The sequence below is a fragment of the Gilliamella sp. CG25 genome (assembly GCF_046635705.1).
GTDB classification, from domain to species: domain Bacteria; phylum Pseudomonadota; class Gammaproteobacteria; order Enterobacterales; family Orbaceae; genus Gilliamella; species Gilliamella apicola_I.
Genome location: NZ_JBIDFJ010000003.1, coordinates 42,895 through 62,163, shown reverse-complemented (window position 1 = coordinate 62,163; position 19,269 = coordinate 42,895). Strand labels below are relative to the sequence as shown.

Annotated in this window: 15 protein-coding genes; 9 read left to right on the top strand and 6 right to left on the bottom strand. The window is 35.6% G+C overall.

The window, feature by feature from the left end; all coding sequences use genetic code 11:
* Positions 1–20: 20 nt before the first annotated feature.
* From ACGH6P_RS03175 to ACGH6P_RS03135, 9 genes are all read left to right on the top strand, one after another.
* Positions 21–1,046, top strand: a complete 1,026-nt coding sequence (locus ACGH6P_RS03175; protein ID WP_411596721.1) for a hypothetical protein — start codon at positions 21–23, stop codon at positions 1,044–1,046.
* Between the two features lie 12 nt (positions 1,047–1,058).
* Complete coding sequence (locus ACGH6P_RS03170; RefSeq protein ID WP_411596720.1) at positions 1,059–3,032, top strand: vWA domain-containing protein; 1,974 nt, start codon at positions 1,059–1,061, stop codon at positions 3,030–3,032.
* Between the two features lie 4 nt (positions 3,033–3,036).
* The gene (locus ACGH6P_RS03165) at positions 3,037–3,753 is read left to right on the top strand and encodes an ABC transporter ATP-binding protein (protein WP_267358833.1); all 717 of its coding nucleotides are present in this window, start codon (positions 3,037–3,039) and stop codon (positions 3,751–3,753) included.
* A gap of 3 nt (positions 3,754–3,756) precedes the next feature.
* Positions 3,757–4,980 carry an ABC transporter permease gene (locus ACGH6P_RS03160; RefSeq protein ID WP_267358831.1) on the top strand — a complete coding sequence of 408 codons (1,224 nt, stop codon included), beginning with the start codon at positions 3,757–3,759 and terminating at the stop codon, positions 4,978–4,980.
* Positions 4,937–6,544, top strand: coding sequence for an SUMF1/EgtB/PvdO family nonheme iron enzyme (locus ACGH6P_RS03155; protein WP_267358829.1), 1,608 nt, complete (start codon positions 4,937–4,939; stop codon positions 6,542–6,544). The genes ACGH6P_RS03160 and ACGH6P_RS03155 overlap by 44 nt, the downstream gene beginning before the upstream one ends.
* Positions 6,544–7,230 carry a hypothetical protein gene (locus ACGH6P_RS03150; RefSeq protein WP_411596719.1) on the top strand — a complete coding sequence of 229 codons (687 nt, stop codon included), beginning with the start codon at positions 6,544–6,546 and terminating at the stop codon, positions 7,228–7,230. The genes ACGH6P_RS03155 and ACGH6P_RS03150 overlap by 1 nt, the downstream gene beginning before the upstream one ends.
* Positions 7,230–7,715 (top strand): hypothetical protein, encoded by a 486-nt coding sequence (locus ACGH6P_RS03145; RefSeq protein WP_267358827.1) that lies wholly within the window; start codon positions 7,230–7,232, stop codon positions 7,713–7,715. The genes ACGH6P_RS03150 and ACGH6P_RS03145 overlap by 1 nt, the downstream gene beginning before the upstream one ends.
* A 65-nt stretch (positions 7,716–7,780) precedes the next feature.
* A complete protein-coding gene (locus tag ACGH6P_RS03140) occupies positions 7,781–9,094 on the top strand; it encodes a vWA domain-containing protein (protein WP_411596718.1) in 1,314 nt (437 codons plus the stop codon).
* Positions 9,095–9,198: 104 nt separating this feature from the next.
* A complete protein-coding gene (locus ACGH6P_RS03135) occupies positions 9,199–10,671 on the top strand; it encodes a VWA domain-containing protein (protein WP_411596717.1) in 1,473 nt (490 codons plus the stop codon).
* A 103-nt stretch (positions 10,672–10,774) separates the two neighbouring features.
* Here ACGH6P_RS03135 and gyrB read toward each other — a convergent pair whose 3' ends face one another.
* The 6 genes from gyrB to ACGH6P_RS03105 all read right to left on the bottom strand — a co-directional run bounded on the left by gyrB (position 10,775) and on the right by ACGH6P_RS03105 (position 19,176).
* The gene (gene gyrB, locus ACGH6P_RS03130; RefSeq protein WP_220216396.1) at positions 10,775–13,186 is read right to left on the bottom strand and encodes a DNA topoisomerase (ATP-hydrolyzing) subunit B; all 2,412 of its coding nucleotides are present in this window, start codon (positions 13,184–13,186) and stop codon (positions 10,775–10,777) included.
* Positions 13,187–13,229: 43 nt separating this feature from the next.
* Positions 13,230–14,303: a DNA replication/repair protein RecF gene (recF, locus tag ACGH6P_RS03125; RefSeq protein WP_220216397.1), complete on the bottom strand. Its 1,074-nt coding sequence runs from the start codon at positions 14,301–14,303 to the stop codon at positions 13,230–13,232.
* Between the two features lie 44 nt (positions 14,304–14,347).
* On the bottom strand, positions 14,348–15,451 hold the full coding sequence (gene dnaN, locus ACGH6P_RS03120) for a DNA polymerase III subunit beta (RefSeq protein ID WP_267350413.1): 1,104 nt from the start codon (positions 15,449–15,451) through the stop codon (positions 14,348–14,350).
* Positions 15,452–15,467: 16 nt separating this feature from the next.
* Positions 15,468–16,826, bottom strand: coding sequence for a chromosomal replication initiator protein DnaA (gene dnaA / locus ACGH6P_RS03115; protein ID WP_267350415.1), 1,359 nt, complete (start codon positions 16,824–16,826; stop codon positions 15,468–15,470).
* A 152-nt stretch (positions 16,827–16,978) separates the two neighbouring features.
* Positions 16,979–18,076, bottom strand: coding sequence for a porin OmpA (ompA, locus tag ACGH6P_RS03110; protein ID WP_267350416.1), 1,098 nt, complete (start codon positions 18,074–18,076; stop codon positions 16,979–16,981).
* A 191-nt stretch (positions 18,077–18,267) separates the two neighbouring features.
* Complete coding sequence (locus ACGH6P_RS03105; protein ID WP_411596716.1) at positions 18,268–19,176, bottom strand: recombination-associated protein RdgC; 909 nt, start codon at positions 19,174–19,176, stop codon at positions 18,268–18,270.
* Between the last annotated feature and the right edge of the window lie 93 nt (positions 19,177–19,269).

Genomic DNA, 19,269 nt, shown 5'->3' with positions numbered 1-19,269 from the left:
GTGACAGGATAGAGGACATTATGGCATTAAGAATCGAATTAAATGGTTATAAACCAGGTATAGCTAAATTTTTGGCATATAAATGGAATGGTAGTGCTGATATTGAAATATTGATTCAACGTAATCAGGATAGTTATTATTTGTCTGGATTAAATCAATGGAGTCCAGAAAAAAGTTGGCATACGTTGGCTGATATGACTGTCGAACATGAACAGTTAACCGGGCTTGTTGGTGAATGGCTGGTTGATTCGTTATTAACTCAAGAAAGTACTGCACGATTTTTGGTACAGATTCGTGATAAGCAAAACGAAAATTACAGTGACCGAGGCGTCATTAACATAGCTGATGGTGTGATGACGTCAGCTGCATTAAACACGGTTACTACTACGTCTGATACGCATCTTGAACCTGAGGAGTGTGTAGATGTAATCCCCGATGACGAAAAAATGGATGGCGAAACACAAACCATTTACGAGCCTGAAATCGAAGAACCTGTTGAACCCGTCGTTGAGGAAGTCGTTACATCCGTACCCACATCTGAAACTGTAACGGATGAGACGTTGACACAACCGATTAAACAAAAAAGAAAATCAGGTTTAATATTCGGCTTGATCATTGCTATTTTACTGTTAATTGTTATGGGTATCGCAATTTGGTATTTTCTATTCTTCCAAAATCAACAAGCTAAAGACGCTGAACCGGCTATGTTAGGTCAATGTAGTTTAAGTCAAGTAGGTGATGATGATCTCACTTTTATTCAAAAATGTTTGCAAACTAAACCACTAACTCCAATGATTATTCAGTTGATCAATGATGCTAAAAAAGCAAAAAAATGTAATATTGCTCAGCGGTTATATGCTAATCAATCACAAGTAAATTCAACCATTGCCATTTTGTATGCCAAAGAATATGACGAAAAGTATTATCAAGCTAATAGCTGTTTTGAAGCTGATAAAGAAACGGCTATTTATTGGTACGAAACCGCATTGAATAATGATCCCGATAATAAAGACGTAAAAGCACGGTTAGCTGAGCTACAAAAGTAGGTAGGAACAAAAATGGAAAATTTAGCTATCTCAAAAATTATGTTTGTATTGAGCTTAACTTGTTTACCCTTGATAAGTTTTGCCAATGAACCACTTAAACAGCAAGGTAAAACAACACTGTATCAACGCGTACTAAGTACGCCAACGTGTGAGTTAAAAAAAGATATTAGCGAGGTTACAGGACAGCAAGTTCCTGCATTTTCTCGCTATTATGTTTATGAACGTAAAAATCATAATAACCAAGAATGGTTAAGTGTTGGGCCTGATTCCTATGGAAAAACGGTAGGTTGGATTAATGGCTCATGCGCAATTGAATGGAATATGCAAATGACCTTGGTTTTTACTAATCCGGTTGAACGTGATCCTTTGCTATTTTTTAAAGATAAAGATTCACTCACGGCAATTGTTGATTCTGAACATCCAGAAACATTATTAAAACCCATTCGTGAGGCATTAAACGTTAACCAAACTTCGCCAAAAGTTATCGCTCAAGAGCCGGCGGAATTTGTTGATTTTAAAAATAACTTCTATTTATTACCTATTTTACAAGGTGAAGAGGTCATGAATGGACAAGGGTTTTATGAGCGTATATTAGAAGTCGCCTCTGTCAGTAAACAAGATAAATTAGTGGCAACAACTCAGAACATTAAGTCATCCACTACCACTCAAAAAACAGATGATAGTACTAATCAAGTCGCTCCTTTTAAAGCTGCAATTGTGTTTGTGATAGACTCAACGATTTCCATGGATCCGTATATTTCAAGAACCAAAGAGGCCGTTGAACGCGTTTATCAGCATATTGAAAAAGAGAAGTTACAAGATCAAGTTAAATTTGGCTTGGTGTCGTTTCGATCAAGTTTAACCGCATCCGATAAACTTGAATTTGTGACAAAAGTTTTTGCCGATCCAAACCAAGTAAAAAATCGTGAAGATTTTAAAAAACTCAGTGCATCACTTAAACAAGCCTCGGTATCAACGGCTTATTTTGCCGAAGATTCATTTGCGGGGGTTGCACAAGCGTTGAATGATATTAATTGGAACAGTTTTGGTGCGCGTTATATGATTCTTATTACGGATGCAAGTGCAATTCCGGGGGATGATAAACTTTCAAGCACCGGTATGGATGCTGCGCAATTAAGGCTTGAAGCACAGCATAAAGGGGTTGCGATTTATGCATTACATTTAAAAACGTCAAGTGGCGAAAAAGATCACCAAATTGCTGCGACGCAGTATTCTGATTTAACGTACAATGATTTTATTCATAAATCACTTTACTACCCTGTTAATGCCGGTAATGTGAATGAGTTTGGTCAAAAAGTTGACTCTTTAGCCAAAGCCTTAGCCGAGCAAGTGAAACTTGCTTATAAAGGTGAAGCGTCAATAGGTAATGCGATTAATGCTAAAGATAGTAATGCCGATATGTTAAATGATGCATTATTACTGGGTAAAGCTATGCAGTTGGCTTATTTAGGTGAAACTAATGGGTCTAAAGCGCCTTCGGTCTTCAAAGCGTGGATTGCTGATAAAGATTTTATTAAACCCACTATTCCAACAGCTGAACCTCGAATCTTATTAACTAAATCTCAATTAAGTGATTTAAGCGATATTGTTAGTAAAATCGCCAATGCAGCAAATGATGGATTAATTTCTGCCGATGATATGTTTTCGCAGCTACGATCGGTTGCTGCTGCTATGGGGCAAGACCCAAGTAAATTAAAATCGAACGCAGTCACAAAAATTGCCGATTTGGGGTTACTTGGGGAATATTTGGATAATATCCCTTATAAAAGCGATGTAACGGGGTTGGATCAAGAGACGTGGAAAAGTATGAGTGGTCTTGAGCAAGAAAAATTTATTCGTAATTTAAATAGTAAAATTCGTTATTATCAGAAATGTAATGCGGATGTTGATCGTTGGATTTCATTAGCGGAAGGTAGTGATCCTCGTGAAAATGTTTATCCTATTCCTTTAGAGATGTTACCGTAAACAGATGCTAACGATAAAAAAACTTGCCATCACGCGCTCAACTGGTAAATCTTTTTTTAGTGTTAACCTTCCTGCGCTGACCGTTAAAGCGGGTGAGGTGGTTATTATTCGAGGTGATAGCGGTTCGGGTAAAAGCACATTACTTGAAATGATAGGTATGATCCTAAAGCCTGACCATATTGGTTGCTACAATCTTACTATGGATAATGGTGACGTTGATATTGCTCAACTAATCCAACACGATAAACTGGATAAGTTAGCGGATATGCGCGCAAATTATTTGGGCTTTATGTTGCAAACCGGCGGATTACTCCCTTTTTTAACGGTGCATGATAATATTTTGCTTTCAGTAAATGTGTTACAAAAAAAGGTGGATAAACAACGATTTGATTATTTAGTACAAAAGTTGAGTATTTCACACTTGTTAAGTAAATATCCTAAACAACTCTCGATTGGTGAAAGACAGCGAGCTTCTTTTATTCGTTCAATTATCCATAAACCTGCACTATTATTGGCTGATGAACCGACTTCAGCGCTTGATCCTTATAATGCCAATTTATTATTTGATTTAATTATTGAGCAAGCTCAGCAGGATAATATTGCTGCCTTGATTGTGACCCATGATTGGCAACGTATTGCTGATAAAGGATTATTTACTTTAACGTCTCAAATTACCTCTTCCCATTCATCCGAATTTTTACCCTTACAAGATGAGGTATAAGCGATGATCACATTATTATCGAAATGGCGGCTTATTACTCGGTTATCTTTGTCGGATTTATGGTACGACAAGAAGGTTTCATTTTGTATTATTGCATCGGTGATCTCGGTAATTACCCCACTGTTGCTACTCTTTAGCTTAAAATATGGTGTTGTTTCACAGCTTCGCCAGCAGTTACTTAATGATCCGCAAAATTTAGAAGTTAAAATTGTGGGTAATTTACAGTTAGATCATTCAATGTTTGAATGGATTGCCCAACAACCTGAAACAGCGTTTGTGGTTCCGTTGACACGTTCTCTTAATACTCAAGCTGATTTAATGAAAGATAATCGTCATTTTGTTAATAATGCTGAAATTATTCCGACAGCTAAAGGTGATCCTATAACCCAAAGTTTACCGCTCTTGCATCATGAACAACAGATTTTAATATCCGCTTTAGCCGCAGAAAAAATGCAGGCAAAGGTTGGTGATAAAGTAAAAATGGTTGTGACAAGGCAACTCGATGGCAAACTGGAAAAAGGTATAGTCGAGTTAGAGATCATCGGAGTGATTCCCGAAATTTATTATAGTCGGGCTGCCGCATTTGTGTCTTTAGCGCTTTTAATTGATATGGAACATTTTTATGATGGTTATCAAATAAATATTTTTCAATCAACCACAGGGCTTGTTAATCCGCCAGAACATAACTCATTTGCCAGAGCACGTATTTATGCAAGGTCACTTGATGATGTAGCGCCTTTGTCTTATAAACTACGTCAACAAAATATTGAAACACGTACTCAAGCTAATGCGATAGAAAATATGCAAGCGATAGATCGGGTTCTCAATTTTATATTTAGTGTCATTGCAATAACGGCTGTATTAGGGTGTATTCTATCTTTTACAGGATCATTTCTATCTAATATTGAACGTAAACGCAAAGATATCGCTTTGATGCGATTACTTGGATTTAAATCAAAAGGGATTATGCTTTATTTAATGAATCAAGCCATGATGCTAAGTTGTTTGGCATTTTTTATTTCTTGCCTACTTTTTTTATTTGGCAACTATGCCTTTAATTTTGTGTTAGGTAAAAATTTAGTTTCACATCCAGTAGTTAGCCAATTACAATTTTATCATTTTATTATCGCATTTTTACTTACTTTATTGATATCAGCTATTGTAGTAACGGTAGGAGGTCGACGTGCTGTTAAGATTCAGCCAGCAGAAAGCTTGCGCGAAGTATAATCATAAAAAATGGCATTATTGGGGACTAATCTTAAGTTTTATCCCTTTATGCAGTTATGCTGAGCCTTGGGAGAGTAAGTTTTATAATCCTAAACCTGCCAGTGATGATGTGATTTTGCCGATGCCTTGTGATGGGCGTTTGGTGATGAAAAGGGTATTTACGCCTACCAATAAACCACTTGATGATGTAAAAGTAATTTTAGGCAGTAATCAAAAAGAGTTAGGTTTTGCTGAATACGCAACACCTAATTATATTTCTGGTAGCTTTTCTAATGAAAACGAAGAAAGGTATTATTTAATCGGTAAATATGAAATTACAGCACTACAATATCAAGCGGTGATGAATGATACTTGTCCAACGGCTAAAGTGAGTTTGATTTTCCCTGTGACTAATATTAGTTGGTTTGATGCTATTGCATTTAGTAATAAATATAACCAATGGTTACTGGAAAACCAATCTCAATTAAAAGCGTTGCCAAAAGGCTATGTACGTTTGCCAACGAATACCGAATGGGAGTACGCTGCACGGGGTGGCATGAAAGTCACTGAATCTGAATTTCGCGAGACAGTTTTTCCTATTACGAGTGGTTTGGAAAACTATGCATGGTTTTCAGGGGCAAAGTCAGCCAATGGAAAATTACAACTTATTGGTCGGTTAGCTCCTAATCCACTGGATCTTTATGATATTTTAGGTAATGCCAGTGAAATGATGTTTGATTCATTTAGAATGAATAAATTAGATCGTTATCATGGACAACCAGGAGGCATGATTATTCGGGGCGGTAGTTATTTGACTCCTGAATCTTCAATAACAACTGCCTTTCGTAGTGAAAAGCCTTACTATGATAATAAAGGTGCTTATCAAAGCAAAGATGTTGGATTTCGTTTAGTGTATACCACTGAAGTTATGCACTCTAAAGTTTCGATTAAAGAATTAGAAAAACAGTGGAACGAACTTGGTAATGAAGTCGAATCGTCAAATGATAACAATGTGGTGAATGAACTGGAAAAAATTACTAAACAAGTTGAAGATGAAAAAACTAAAAAAGAGTTAAATCAACTTAATCTACTTTTACGAAGTGCGAACCAGTCACGGGATGAGCAGCGAGATCGTTCCATTCAATCTGCCTTACAATTGGGGGCTTTTTTATGTGCGAATGTCTCTGATCTTAATGATAAATATGAATATAATAATAATTTATATAATACAATGATTAATGAAATTTGTGATGCAAGTGACTCAAGTGAGCTAGAGAGTACAGATATGTGTTCTAAAACAAAGTTAAATAATTTAAATCAAGTTGTCATTGATTCAAGAAATGCACGCAATTTTATATTAAAATATTATGCTGATACTATTGTTAGCACTGCATCAAATTACGAAAAAAACACAATTAATGAACAAGCTAAAGCAACACAATTTATTTTACAAAGTAGTGGAAAGGCAAATATGAGCGATTATTTAAAGCTCTATTTAAAACATATCAATCAATACATTGTATCGGGTAAAATAGAACAATCAGTTTGGTTACAAACCTGCAATGAAATTAAAGGAAGGAAATAATGAAAAAAATAGTTGTCATAATAACATTATGTTTATCTGTTGTCTTAACTGGATGTCAATCATCAGGGTGGAGAACTAAAGACGTTGATCCTGCATTAACCAATAGTAATACATCTCAATTTTTTAGTAAATCAGCCTGGCAACCGTGTGTCGTTGGTGCAGGATTTTCTGGTCTTAGCTGTATTTTAGTTGGCGGAAAACCGGGTGTTTGTCTGGCTACAGCAGCGGTAGGGTGTGGTGTATTAATGGGCGCTAATTATTATCTTGATTCTAAGCGTGCTGAGTATGCAGATGAAGAAATGCGCATTGATGCTTATATTTATGATATTCAGCAAAATAATATGGAAGTACAAGCTGTCACTCAAAATGCGCAAGCCGTATTGGATAAAAATTTAGCAACTTTGAAAGTGTTAAATAGTCAGATTGAAAATAAAACGTTGAGTAAAAGACAGATTAAAAATGAGTTGAAGCAAATCGATGCAAATATTGCTTACTTAACTGACAAATTAGATCGTATGAAAGGCATTGAAAGTGATTGGGTTATGCTTTCAGCAAGGGAAAAACAATCAGGGATTAATATGTCAAAATTAGATAAACAAATTAATCAGCTTCATAAACAGATAGCATTACTTGAAAAACAAATTAATGTGGTAAGTCAACAACGTTCAGCAGTACAGGTGAGCTAATGATGAAAAAAAGATACCTTATATTATTCAGCCCTATTTTGTTGTTAATGGGCTGTTCAACCACAACCGAACAGTGTGATCCAACGAATACGAATATCGGTTTTTTTGATAAGATAAGTTGTCATTATTCTGGCAACTATCAAGCCCGAATTGATCAAAAACAGCAAATTTTAGAAGATGAAAAAAAGGCAAATCAACAATTTAAAGCGATCTATGCCAATATAGAAAGACAGAAAAATGACACTGCCTTAAGTATTAAGCAAAAGCAAGCACAACAACAAAAATTGAAAGATGATTTAACGAGTTTAACCAACGAAATTAAAGAAAAAGCGAAAGATCGCGCAGACTTGCAAGCACAAGTCGATGATATTGAAAAACAACTTAAGCAAGTGAATAATTCAAATTCTTCAGAAATTGAAAAGAAAGTTGAGTTAGATAAATTAAATAAAAAACTTCAACAATTACAGAAAGCTTTGAATATCTAAATTTGCGTATTCATTATATCAATAGTTAGCAAAAGCGATGTTTAACATAAGGAAACAAATTAGCAATGCAACGTATAACCAGAATGTTATTTGATCCTAATGATTTAGATAAAATCTCGTTATTTGATCAATATAATTCAGTTTTACAATTGTTAAAGCCTAATGTTAGCGAACGTAGTTTTTCGATTTTAGCAATACCGAGATTAATTGAAGGCGATCATTATCTTGGTTGGTATACGCATCTTGAAGGTCAACCCGTTGCCATTGAAGATATTATTAATGAAGCAGATAAAAAGCAGATTGAAAAAACACTTCAAACACGTTTAAATGATATTGAAAATACTATCAAAATCAAATCATTAACGGAAGATCAACAAACTCTGATTTCGGCTTGGTTACCGAGAATGAGAAGTTTAGGTAATGTGATTTATGTCATTAATAATGAACCTGTGATTGTTCATCATTTTGATGAGCCAATCCTGACTAATGAAGTGGCTCCAGCCCTTCCTGTCAAGACAACAAAATCATTTTGGCGTAGGTGGTGGTTTTTGACCTTAGCACTTGCTTTTGTCGGGTTACTTGGATATCTATATTATTTATATACAATAGATAAAGCCCCCGTACCTATTGCTGAACTATTACCACCAACGACCTCAAACAATTCCACTTCTGAAGTAATTAGCTGTATTTCACAGGAAGAAATCCAAAAAAACGAGCAAACCTCTAAAATGGTGATGATATTTGATAACTCCGCTTCGATGTATTTAACGCTTACTGAACCTCAAGCAGAAATTGAAAAATATTTGTCAAATGGGATTGATCGTCTTACTTTCGAAGAAGCCAAGCAATATGAAGAAAGAATGACCCGATTACCGAATCGACTATCGAGTAGTAAGCAAGTTGCGTTATCCAGTATTGATAAAATACAACCTAATATCAATATTGCTCTTGTCACGTTAAATAGTTGTCCTGTCGCAAAGGCATCGGCATTTTATCATTTTGATAATAGAGAAAAATTGAAGAATGAAATTAATCGTTTAACGCCATTAGAATACGATAGTGCTACTCCGTTATATAGTGGTGTAAAGCAAGCCAGTTCAATGCTTGATGGCGTAAATCATGATGATTATATTTTAATTATCAGTGATGGTGACGATAATTGTTCGGAAGATAATATTTGTACTTTAGCCAATGAAATTGCCAACCAACAACCACGTTTAAAAATAAATATAGTGGACATTGTGGGACAGCATAAGATTGATTGTTTAGCGGATAAAACGGGTGGAAAGGTTTATATTGCTAACAATGTCACCGAGCTTGTTGAACAGATGAATAAAGCGGTTTCTGATATGAATATCAGTAAACCTTTGTGTGAATAAGTAGCATTCGAATAGGATATTATTCAGTGATGATCTTTAATATTTGGATGTTCATGTTGAAGCTGAGGTAAAATTAGAATGATCTGTAAGGAAGTTAATTTATCATGCAGCGAATAACACGGCATTGTTTTGATAGCAGTGATTCACAAAAAATCAATTTATTAGAACAATATAATTCATTACTATCGTTATTAAAATCACATCTGACTGAGCGGACTTTTTCTGTCTTCGCCATTCCAAAATTGATAGAAGATGATCATTACATTGCATGGTCTACCAATCTGGAAGGACAACCCATATTATTAAGCGATATTAATAATGAACTATATCGACAAACGGTAACGACAACGTTACAAACACGTATTATTGATATTGAAAATACCGTTAAATTGATGCCGTTAACCCCTGAACAACAAACACTGGTTTCATTTTGGATACCAAGAATTAAAAGTTTAGGTAATTCAATTTTTGTCATTAATGATGAGCCTGTTATTGTTCATACGTTTGAAGATCCTGTTTTACCGCCTAAAGCACCCGAACCCAAGCTTCCAACCAAATCGACTTGGCGTTGGTGGTCTATATTCCTTTTAGCATTGCTATTACTGGCATTAATTGGTGGGCTTTGGTATGTCTTTTATCCATTTAATAAAGATAGTGTGGATGAAGCAAGTCATGTTTCAGCACCAGTAATAACACCTGCTGATGAAGAGAAAAAACCTCAATTAGAGCCAGTTGATGTTCCTGTCCAACCTGAACCAGAAATCAAGCAAGATCCTAAACCTGTTGAGCACACAGAAACAGTGGTTGAAGAGAAAAAACCGGAACCAGAAGAAAAGCCTAAACCAAAAGTTAAAAATCCTGCTAATTGTATTACCAAAGAAGAATTGGTCAGTAATCCCAATCCTTCTAAAATGGTGATGGTATTTGATAATTCGTTGTCGATGATAGTGACATTAGCAGAGTCACCCGCTGAGGTTGAACAGTATTTTCAGTATTTGGGTTATGGTTTTCCACGCTATATGTCGGAACAAGACAAGCTAAACTACGAAAAACGTATGACTCGATTACCAAGCCGTTTATCAAGTAGCAAAAAGGTTGCTTTAACTAGCATTGATAAAATACAACAAAATATCAATATTTCACTAGTGACCCTAACGGGCTGTCCATCGGCCGAGGTTTCACCTTTTTATAGTTATAAAAACCGTGGAACATTGAAAAATAAAATTAATAAACTGACGCCAACCGCTGCTGGTGGTGGGGGAACACCACTTTATAATGGATTAGAAAAAGCTAGTAATATGCTTGATGGGGTAAAACGAGATGATTATATTTTAATTATCAGTGACGGTGAAGATACCTGTACTCATAAAAATATCTGTACATTAGCTCATCATATTTCAGTCTCAAAACCTCGTTTAAAAATCAATATTGTCGATATTGCTGGTGAACATAAGATTGATTGTGTTGCAAATGCGACAGGGGGCAAGGTATATATAGCTCAGACACCAAAAGATATGATTAAACAGATGAATAAAGCCGTTTCAGATATGAAAATTAATCGCCCTGTATGCCAATAAAGAATATGACAGATGAATATTCATCGTAGGCTATTTTAGCGGTGAGTATTAATAAAAAAACCAGACTATTTTGAGTCTGGTTTTTTATTCCAATTTGAGCTAATTAAAAATCTAAGTTAGCTGCTTTAAGAGCATTTTCTTCGATAAATAATCGACGAGGTTCAACTTCATCCCCCATTAGTGTGGTAAATAGTTGATCCGCTTCAATAGCATCTTTAATGGTCACTTGTAACATTCGACGACTGGTTGGATCCATTGTGGTTTCCCATAATTGTTCTGGATTCATTTCACCCAACCCTTTATAACGTTGGATAGTCAGACCACGGCGTGATTCTTTAATTAACCAATCAACGGCTTCTTCAAAAGAACTAACCGGTTGTTTTCGTTCTCCTCTTTGGATATAAGCACTCTCTTCTAAGAGTTCTCTTAACTGTTTACCCAAATGACAAATGTTACGATACTCATTACTGTGAATAAATACCTGATCTAATGCATAGTTATTATCTACTCCATGCGTTCTCACTTTGATGACAGGTACATAAAGTTGTGTTTTTTCATTATATTCAGCTGAATAACGGTAACTACTACCATGTTGTTCTTTATTCGATAAATTGTCGACAATGGTTTTTGCCCAATTTTCGACTAATTGCTTATCTTTAAGTATATTTTCATCTAATACATCATGGTAAACCAGTTCAGACAATAATGCTTTAGGATAACGGCGTTCCATTTTCGCGATGAGCTTTTCAACTTTTTGATACTCAGCAATCAATCTTTCTAAGGCTTCGCCAGCCAGTGCAGGCGCATGATCGTTAACATGCAATGAAGCATCTTCAAGCGCTAATGCTATTTGGAATTGCGTCATCGCTTCATCATCTTTGATGTATTGTTCTTGTTTCCCTTTTTTCACTTTATAGAGTGGTGGTTGCGCAATATAAACATAACCACGTTCGATAATTTCGGGCATTTGACGATAGAAAAAGGTTAATAGCAATGTTCGAATATGTGAGCCGTCGACGTCAGCATCGGTCATGATAATAATGCTGTGATATCGCATTTTATCTGGATTATATTCATCACGACCAATTCCACAACCCAATGCTGTAATCAGTGTAGCAACTTCTTGTGAAGAAAGCATTTTATCAAAGCGAGCTTTTTCTACATTCAAGATTTTACCTTTGAGCGGTAAAATGGCTTGGTTTTTGCGGTTTCGTCCCTGTTTTGCAGAACCGCCCGCAGAGTCCCCTTCCACTAAGTAAAGTTCAGATAGAGCAGGGTCTTTTTCTTGGCAATCAGCCAGTTTACCCGGCAAGCCACCTAAATCTAATGCACCTTTACGCCGTGTCATCTCTCGAGCTTTACGAGCGGCTTCACGTGCTCTTGCTGCATCAATAATTTTACCTACCACGATTTTTGCATCAGATGGGTTTTCAAGCAGATATTCCGCTAATTTTTCACCCATTACCGATTCAACAGCCGATTTTACTTCTGACGAAACTAGCTTATCTTTAGTTTGAGATGAGAATTTTGGATCAGGTACTTTGACCGATACAACCGCGATGAGTCCTTCACGAGCATCATCACCGGTCGCACTAATTTTCGCTTTTTTGCTGTATCCTTCCGCTTCCATATAATTGTTTAGGGTGCGGGTCATTGCTCCACGAAAACCGGCTAAATGGGTACCGCCGTCTCGTTGAGGAATATTATTGGTGAAACAATAAATATTTTCTTGGTAACCGTCGTTCCACTGTAAAGCGATTTCAACACCTATACCGTCTTTTTCCGTACTGAAGTAAAAGATTTTTGGATGAATCGGGTTTTTATTTTTATTCAAGTATTCAACAAAAGCTTGTATCCCACCTTCGTAGTGGTAATGTTCGCTTTTACCGGTACGTTCATCAAGCAATCTGATTGAAACACCTGAATTTAAGAATGATAGCTCACGTAAGCGTTTAGCTAAAACTTCATAAACAAATTCAATATTAGTAAAGGTTTCTGGGCTTGGCCAAAAACGCACATAAGTACCCGACTCACTAGTCTCGCCAATGATTTTTAACGGCTCTTGAGGGACACCTAAATGGTAAACTTGTTGGTGAATTTTTCCTTCACGATAAATGACCAATTCTAATTTATCAGATAGGGCATTAACGACGGAAACACCCACACCATGTAAACCACCAGATACTTTATATGAATTATCATCAAATTTTCCGCCAGCATGTAATACCGTCATAATGACTTCAGCTGCTGAAACTCCTTCTTCTTCATGGATACCGGTTGGAATACCACGACCATCATCTCGTACTGAGACTGAATTATCAGGGTGAATGGTCACTTCAATGTGATGACAATAGCCAGCTAATGCTTCGTCAATGGCATTATCAACAACTTCAAAAACCATATGGTGAAGTCCTGTTCCATCATCAGTGTCACCAATATACATACCTGGACGTTTTCGGACAGCATCAAGTCCTTTAAGTACTTTAATGCTAGAAGAATCATAAGAATTTGACATGGATCTCTCGACTTGTTTGATTTATTTATATCATTCTGTATATTTAGGAAATTATACCAGATTTTATGTGAAAAATCTTATCATTTTCGTCAATCATATGGGTTACTTGGTCTTGGCTAACCGCTGTGATAAACACTTGTGAATTCGCCATTTTTAAGCGTTTAGCTAATAACGCTCGTTTATGATGATCTAATTCTGACGCAAAATCATCAATTAAATAGACACAAGGTTGTGCGCTTTGTTTTGAATAATATTCACCTTGCGCAAGGCGTAGTGCACACATCAATAATTTTAATTGTCCCCGTGATAAGAAATCTTCAACAGGTATATTGTCAATACGCAAACGGATATCGGCTTTATGTGGGCCTAATGAAGTATAGTTGAGTAATCTATCTCGTTCATACTGTTTGTGTAATATGTCGCTATAATTAATGTTTTGTTCCCACCCTTGATAATATTGACAATTAAGCAGATATTCTGGCAAAAAGTCATGGCAGGTTTGTATGATTTCGGGAAAAATATGCTGTGAATACTCCGAGCGAATTTGACTTATTTTTTCAGCAATGGGAGCCAGCTCTTTATCCCAAGGTAACAGTTGATTATAACTCGTGGATTGTTTTAATAAGGCATTACGTTGCTTAAATAACCGCTTTAAATTGTTCCATAAATGGATAAATTCAGGATAATGATGAAAACACCCCCAATCAATAAAAGCTCGTCGATATTTAGGCCCACCAATAAGTAAATCAAATCCTTCTGGTGTAATTAATTGAATGGGTAAGAGTTTAGCAAGATCGGTTAATCGAAATCCTTCATCACCATCAATTTTAATTCTATTATCATTATTACGTGCTTTGACTAATCCAATGGTTCGGGTCTGTTGATTAGATGATTCAATTTGGCTAAATAACGTTAATTCAGATTGTTCATGCTGAATAATACGATTGGATTGAATATGTCTAAATGCTCGTCCATGACCAAGCATATAGATAGCCTCAAGTAAGCTAGTTTTACCACTACCATTATCGCCAACAATAAAGTTGAAATGGGGGGATAAACACAGCTCGGTATAAGATATATTACGAAAATGATGGATTTTGATCTGTGAAAGAATCATATAAGCTAAGTTATTCCGGCCTAAGCCGGAAAGGTTAAATTTGATTATAAGCGCATTGGCATCACAACATAAATGGCTGACTGATCATTAATGTCTTCAATTTGTACACTTGATGTGGCATCAGTTAAAAGTAGTTGTACACTATCGCACTTCAACGTATTTAATATATCTAATAAATAGGTCACATTAAAGCCAATTTCAAGTTCTGCTGAAGAGTATTTTACATCAACCACTTCTTCTGCTTCTTCTTGTTCTGGGTTATTTGCTGTAATTTTTAATTGGTTGTTGTGAACATGAAGTCGGATACCGCGAAATTTTTCATTGGATAAAATGGCGACACGTGATAACGAATTTCTAAACTCTTCGCACGAAACTTCTAACGGTTTATCGGGATTACGTGGCAATACTCGTTTGTAGTCAGGGAATCTGCCGTCAATCAGTTTTGAGGTGAAGGTAAAATCACCGAGATTAACTCGTAAATTATTATTACCAATTTGTATATTGATAATATCGTCATTATCACTCACCAATTTTGCCAGTTCAATAACGCCTTTTCTTGGTAAAATTACAGAACAAGACGTTGCAATATTTTGACCAATCGGTTGCGAACAAAGAGCAAGTCGATGTCCATCGGTTGCAACAGATTTTAAAAGTCCATCTTCGATTTCAAATAACATACCATTAAGGTAGTATCTTACATCTTGGTTAGCCATCGAAAACTGGACGGCATCGATAAGACGTTTGATTGTTTTTTGTGGTACAGAAAGTTCGACATCGCTTTGCCAGTTTTCTAAGTTAGGAAAATCACTGGCAGGTAGTGTAGATAAGGAAAATTTACTTCGACCAGATTGAATCATCAATCGATTGTCATCAACAGTTATTGAAATCTGAGCATTGTTGGGTAAATTTCGACAAATATCAAGAAACTTTCTCGCTGGGACTGTGGTTGCACCGGGTTCGTTTGCTTCCGTAAGCGGGATATGAGCAATCATCTCTATTTCAAGATCGGTTCCCGTCATGGATAGTGTACTATCACTTACTTGTAACAATAAATTGCCTAAAATTGGTAGCGTCGGGCGACTGCTTAAAGGCGCACTAACAAGTTGCAATGGTTTGATAAGTTTTTCTCGATCAATAATAAATTTCATAATGTTGATTCTTTTATTAAGTTGATAATGTTCGAATTAAATTGGAATAATCCTCTTTAATATCATTGCTTTCTTCTTTTAATTCAGCGATCTTTCTGCATGCATGTAATACAGTCGTATGATCTCTTCCGCCAAAGCCATCACCAATTTCAGGAAGACTTTTATTTGTTAATTCTTTTGCTAATGCCATGGCAACTTGCCGCGGTCTTGCAACAGAACGGGAACGACGTTTGGAAAGTAGATCTGAGACTTTAATTTTATAATACTCTGCAACCGTTTTTTGGATATTATCAATAGTAATTAATTTTTCTTGTAAGGCAAGTAAATCTTTTAGCGCATCTTTAACAAAATCAATCGTAATGGATTTGCCCGTGAAATTTGCATTGGCAATTACCCGATTTAATGCGCCTTCTAGTTCTCGCACATTAGAACGTAATCGTTTAGCAATAAAAAAAGCGACCTCTTCAGGTAATTTTATATTATTTTCTTCGGCTTTTTTCATCAAAATTGCGACTCGTGTTTCAAGTTCTGGTGGTTCAATCGCAATCGTTAAGCCCCAGCCAAAACGTGATTTTAAGCGATCTTCAACGCCATCAATTTCTTTGGGATAACGGTCTGAAGTTAAAATAATTTGTTGGTTACCTTCTAATAATGAATTAAAGGTATGGAAGAATTCTTCTTGTGATCGCTCTTTATTGGCAAAGAATTGGATATCATCAATCAGTAATGCATCAACAGAACGATAGTAAATTTTGAACTCTTCTATCGCATTATTTTGCAGTGCCTTTACCATATCTTGAACAAATCGTTCCGAATGCATATAGACTACTTTGGCATTACTTTTGACTTCCATGATTTGATTGCCTACAGCATGTAATAAATGGGTCTTACCTAAACCTGTAGAGCCGTATAAAAATAGTGGGTTATAAGCTTTTCCTGGATTTTGAGCAACCTGTTTGGCAGCAGCTACTGCGAGTTGGTTGGATTTACCTTCAACAAAGCTATTAAATGTATGTTTATGGTTTATTCCCGAGTGATAGGTATGATTATTATTACTTTCTTTGGTTGTTTTCCAAGCCGGCATTACGTCCGTTTTAGGCTGATTATTTTTAGTTTTTTTTTCCATTGACAATGTTGATCCCACCTCAAGGTATAGCTTTAGGGAATCATCATTGAAAAGTGTATTGATCAATTGAGATATGTTGTTAAGGTATTTATTTTTTACCCAATCTAATACAAATCTGTTTGGTGCATAAATATAGAGTTTGTTATCAATCATTTCCGCTTGCAATGGGCGAATCCATAAATTGAATTCCGTTGTAGGAAGTTCTTCTTGTAGTTGAGAAAGACATTCTTGCCAGATAGCGGTAGGCACAAATCACTCCTTTAATTTTTATTATTAACAGCACATCGTTAATTATAAACTTTTTTGTGGATAATTTATAGAGTTTTAATGTTTATTCACTAACTTATTAGCAATAAAAAACCCGGATTAACCGGGTTTTTTATTGTTTTGGAAATCGAAAATTAGTGAGTTGTTTCTCTAACTTGTTGAAGGTTAGTTGCTTTCACTTCGATTTGTACACGACGATCTGGTGCTAAACATGCTTTTAATGTAGCGCCACGTTTGCCATTACATTCGCTGCCAGTTACAGGTTGAGATTTACCTACACCACGAGCACTGATGATCTCAGATGGAACACCTTTAGATACTAAGTATTTCATCACAGATTGAGCGCGTTGTTCTGAAAGTTTTTGGTTATAGTTTTCTGAACCGATACGGTCAGTATGACCAATTACTACGATCGCAGTTTGAGTAGGGCTAAGTTTGATAAGATCTTGTAATAATCTATCTAACTCTTCACGACCTTTTTCTTTTAAGTCAGCTTTTGCATAGGCAAATAGAACGTCAGCGTTTAAATCGTAAACTCGTTCAGAAGTTTTAACAACAACTGGAGCTTCAACAGCTGGAGAACCTAAACGGTAAGTGATACCTAAGCTTAAAGTTCCTGCATCTGGAGATGCGTCAGTTTTAGTATGGATGTGGTTAACATATTGATACTCTAAACGAGTAGAGAAGTCTTCTGCAAAACGGTAGTCTAAACCTAATGCATAAACTGGAGAAACGTCAGTTTTTGTTCCGCCTTTGCCATAACTTTCTTTAACGTATCCACCGTTTTTCCATTTAGCGATAGTGATCATTGCACCTGCACGACCATAAACATCTAAATCATCAGAGATGAAAGATAATGGATAGCTTAATTTACCAGTTAAAGAAACACCTTGAGCAGAAACTTTACTATGACCTACGTCATAAGTTTTACCTGCATTGTGGTAAGATCTTTTATATTTAGCAGAACCTAACCAATCATAACCTAATTCGAATGCTAAATATGGGTTAGCTTGGAAGCCAAGGAATGCACCACCAGCAACATTACTTTTGTCAGTTGTGCTGATTTTAACATCACGACTAAATGCACGTACTTTACTTTGATCTAAACTATAAAGTTCTGACCAGCCTAATTTACCACCAACGTAAAAAGTGTTGTCTTCATATGCTGCATTTGCCGCAGTAGCTGTTAAGCTCGCAACTGCGATTGCTAGAGCTAATGTTGTTTTTTTCATTTTGTTGCCTCAACTTGAATGTTGTTATAGACGTTGTTTGCTTTCCTTTTAATTAAATTTTACTTTAAATAAAGGATCGATTACTTATTGTTTTTAATTATGATGCACATAATTTGATTTCAATTATAGCATATATTATACGCAGATCTATAATTAATGACACTTTATGTAAAAAAAGTTTACACAATCTTTTAAGTAATTTTATTGATGACGATATAAAAGTCATTGATTGTTGTTGATAATAAGTTCGCCATGATGAAAAAATCGGCTTCTAATTTTTTATCAAATTCATCAGCGCCAATATCCTCATTCTCATCTAAAACACTCGAATCAAATTTTATTCGCTTCAATGTTAAATCATTATTGACGATAAAATTCACACCTCTTTCGTCAATAATTTTCACTTTTGTTATCCATTTTCCCGAATCAAAATGTATCATCATTTCATCACTGGTGATATCTTGATTTTTGCAGCTAATAATCCCGTTTCCTTCAAGTGGATCTTTTAATTCGGCTTGATCACCTAATATAAAAGGTGCAAAGTTCAGTTTTTCTTTGACCCAAGTTGTCATGATTTGCTCAACTGGTTTTTCAATGGAGAGCGGTGTTAATGCAAGAACTCCCAATTCCTTACGTAGAATAGCCAAAATATCTTCTGCTTGCTTAAAACTGCTGGTATCAAGAATAATACGTTTATTTATGGTGTCTATCCATAACCAATAATGATTGTATTTACTAAATGCTCTAGGCATAAGGTCGATCATGACTTCATCTTTTAACGTTGCCTTTTCATTTTTAGTTAACTTTCTACTCAGTGCTTGTTCTTGTTTATCAATTTTTTCAAGTAGAGCTTGTTTGATAACAGGAGCCGGTAAAAGTTTTGTTTCTTTTTTTATACGTAATAAAAGGTGACCTTGCATATCAATAATAAAATCATCGTGATAATTATCATTATAAGGTGAAACCCAACCCATTTTCATGGTATCTATATTTCCACATGGGGTAAAAGGTACCGATTTGATAGCTTTTTCAATAGCGTTTTTGTCTAGTAAAGTGTCATTATTAAGTTGGTAAATAATGGCATTTTTAAACCAAAGCATAATTTTGATTTCCTAAATTTATTTTAATGATATCCAAACTGTATCAGGATTAATTTGATTAAATCGTTTATCTATATTGTATGGGGTAAATAA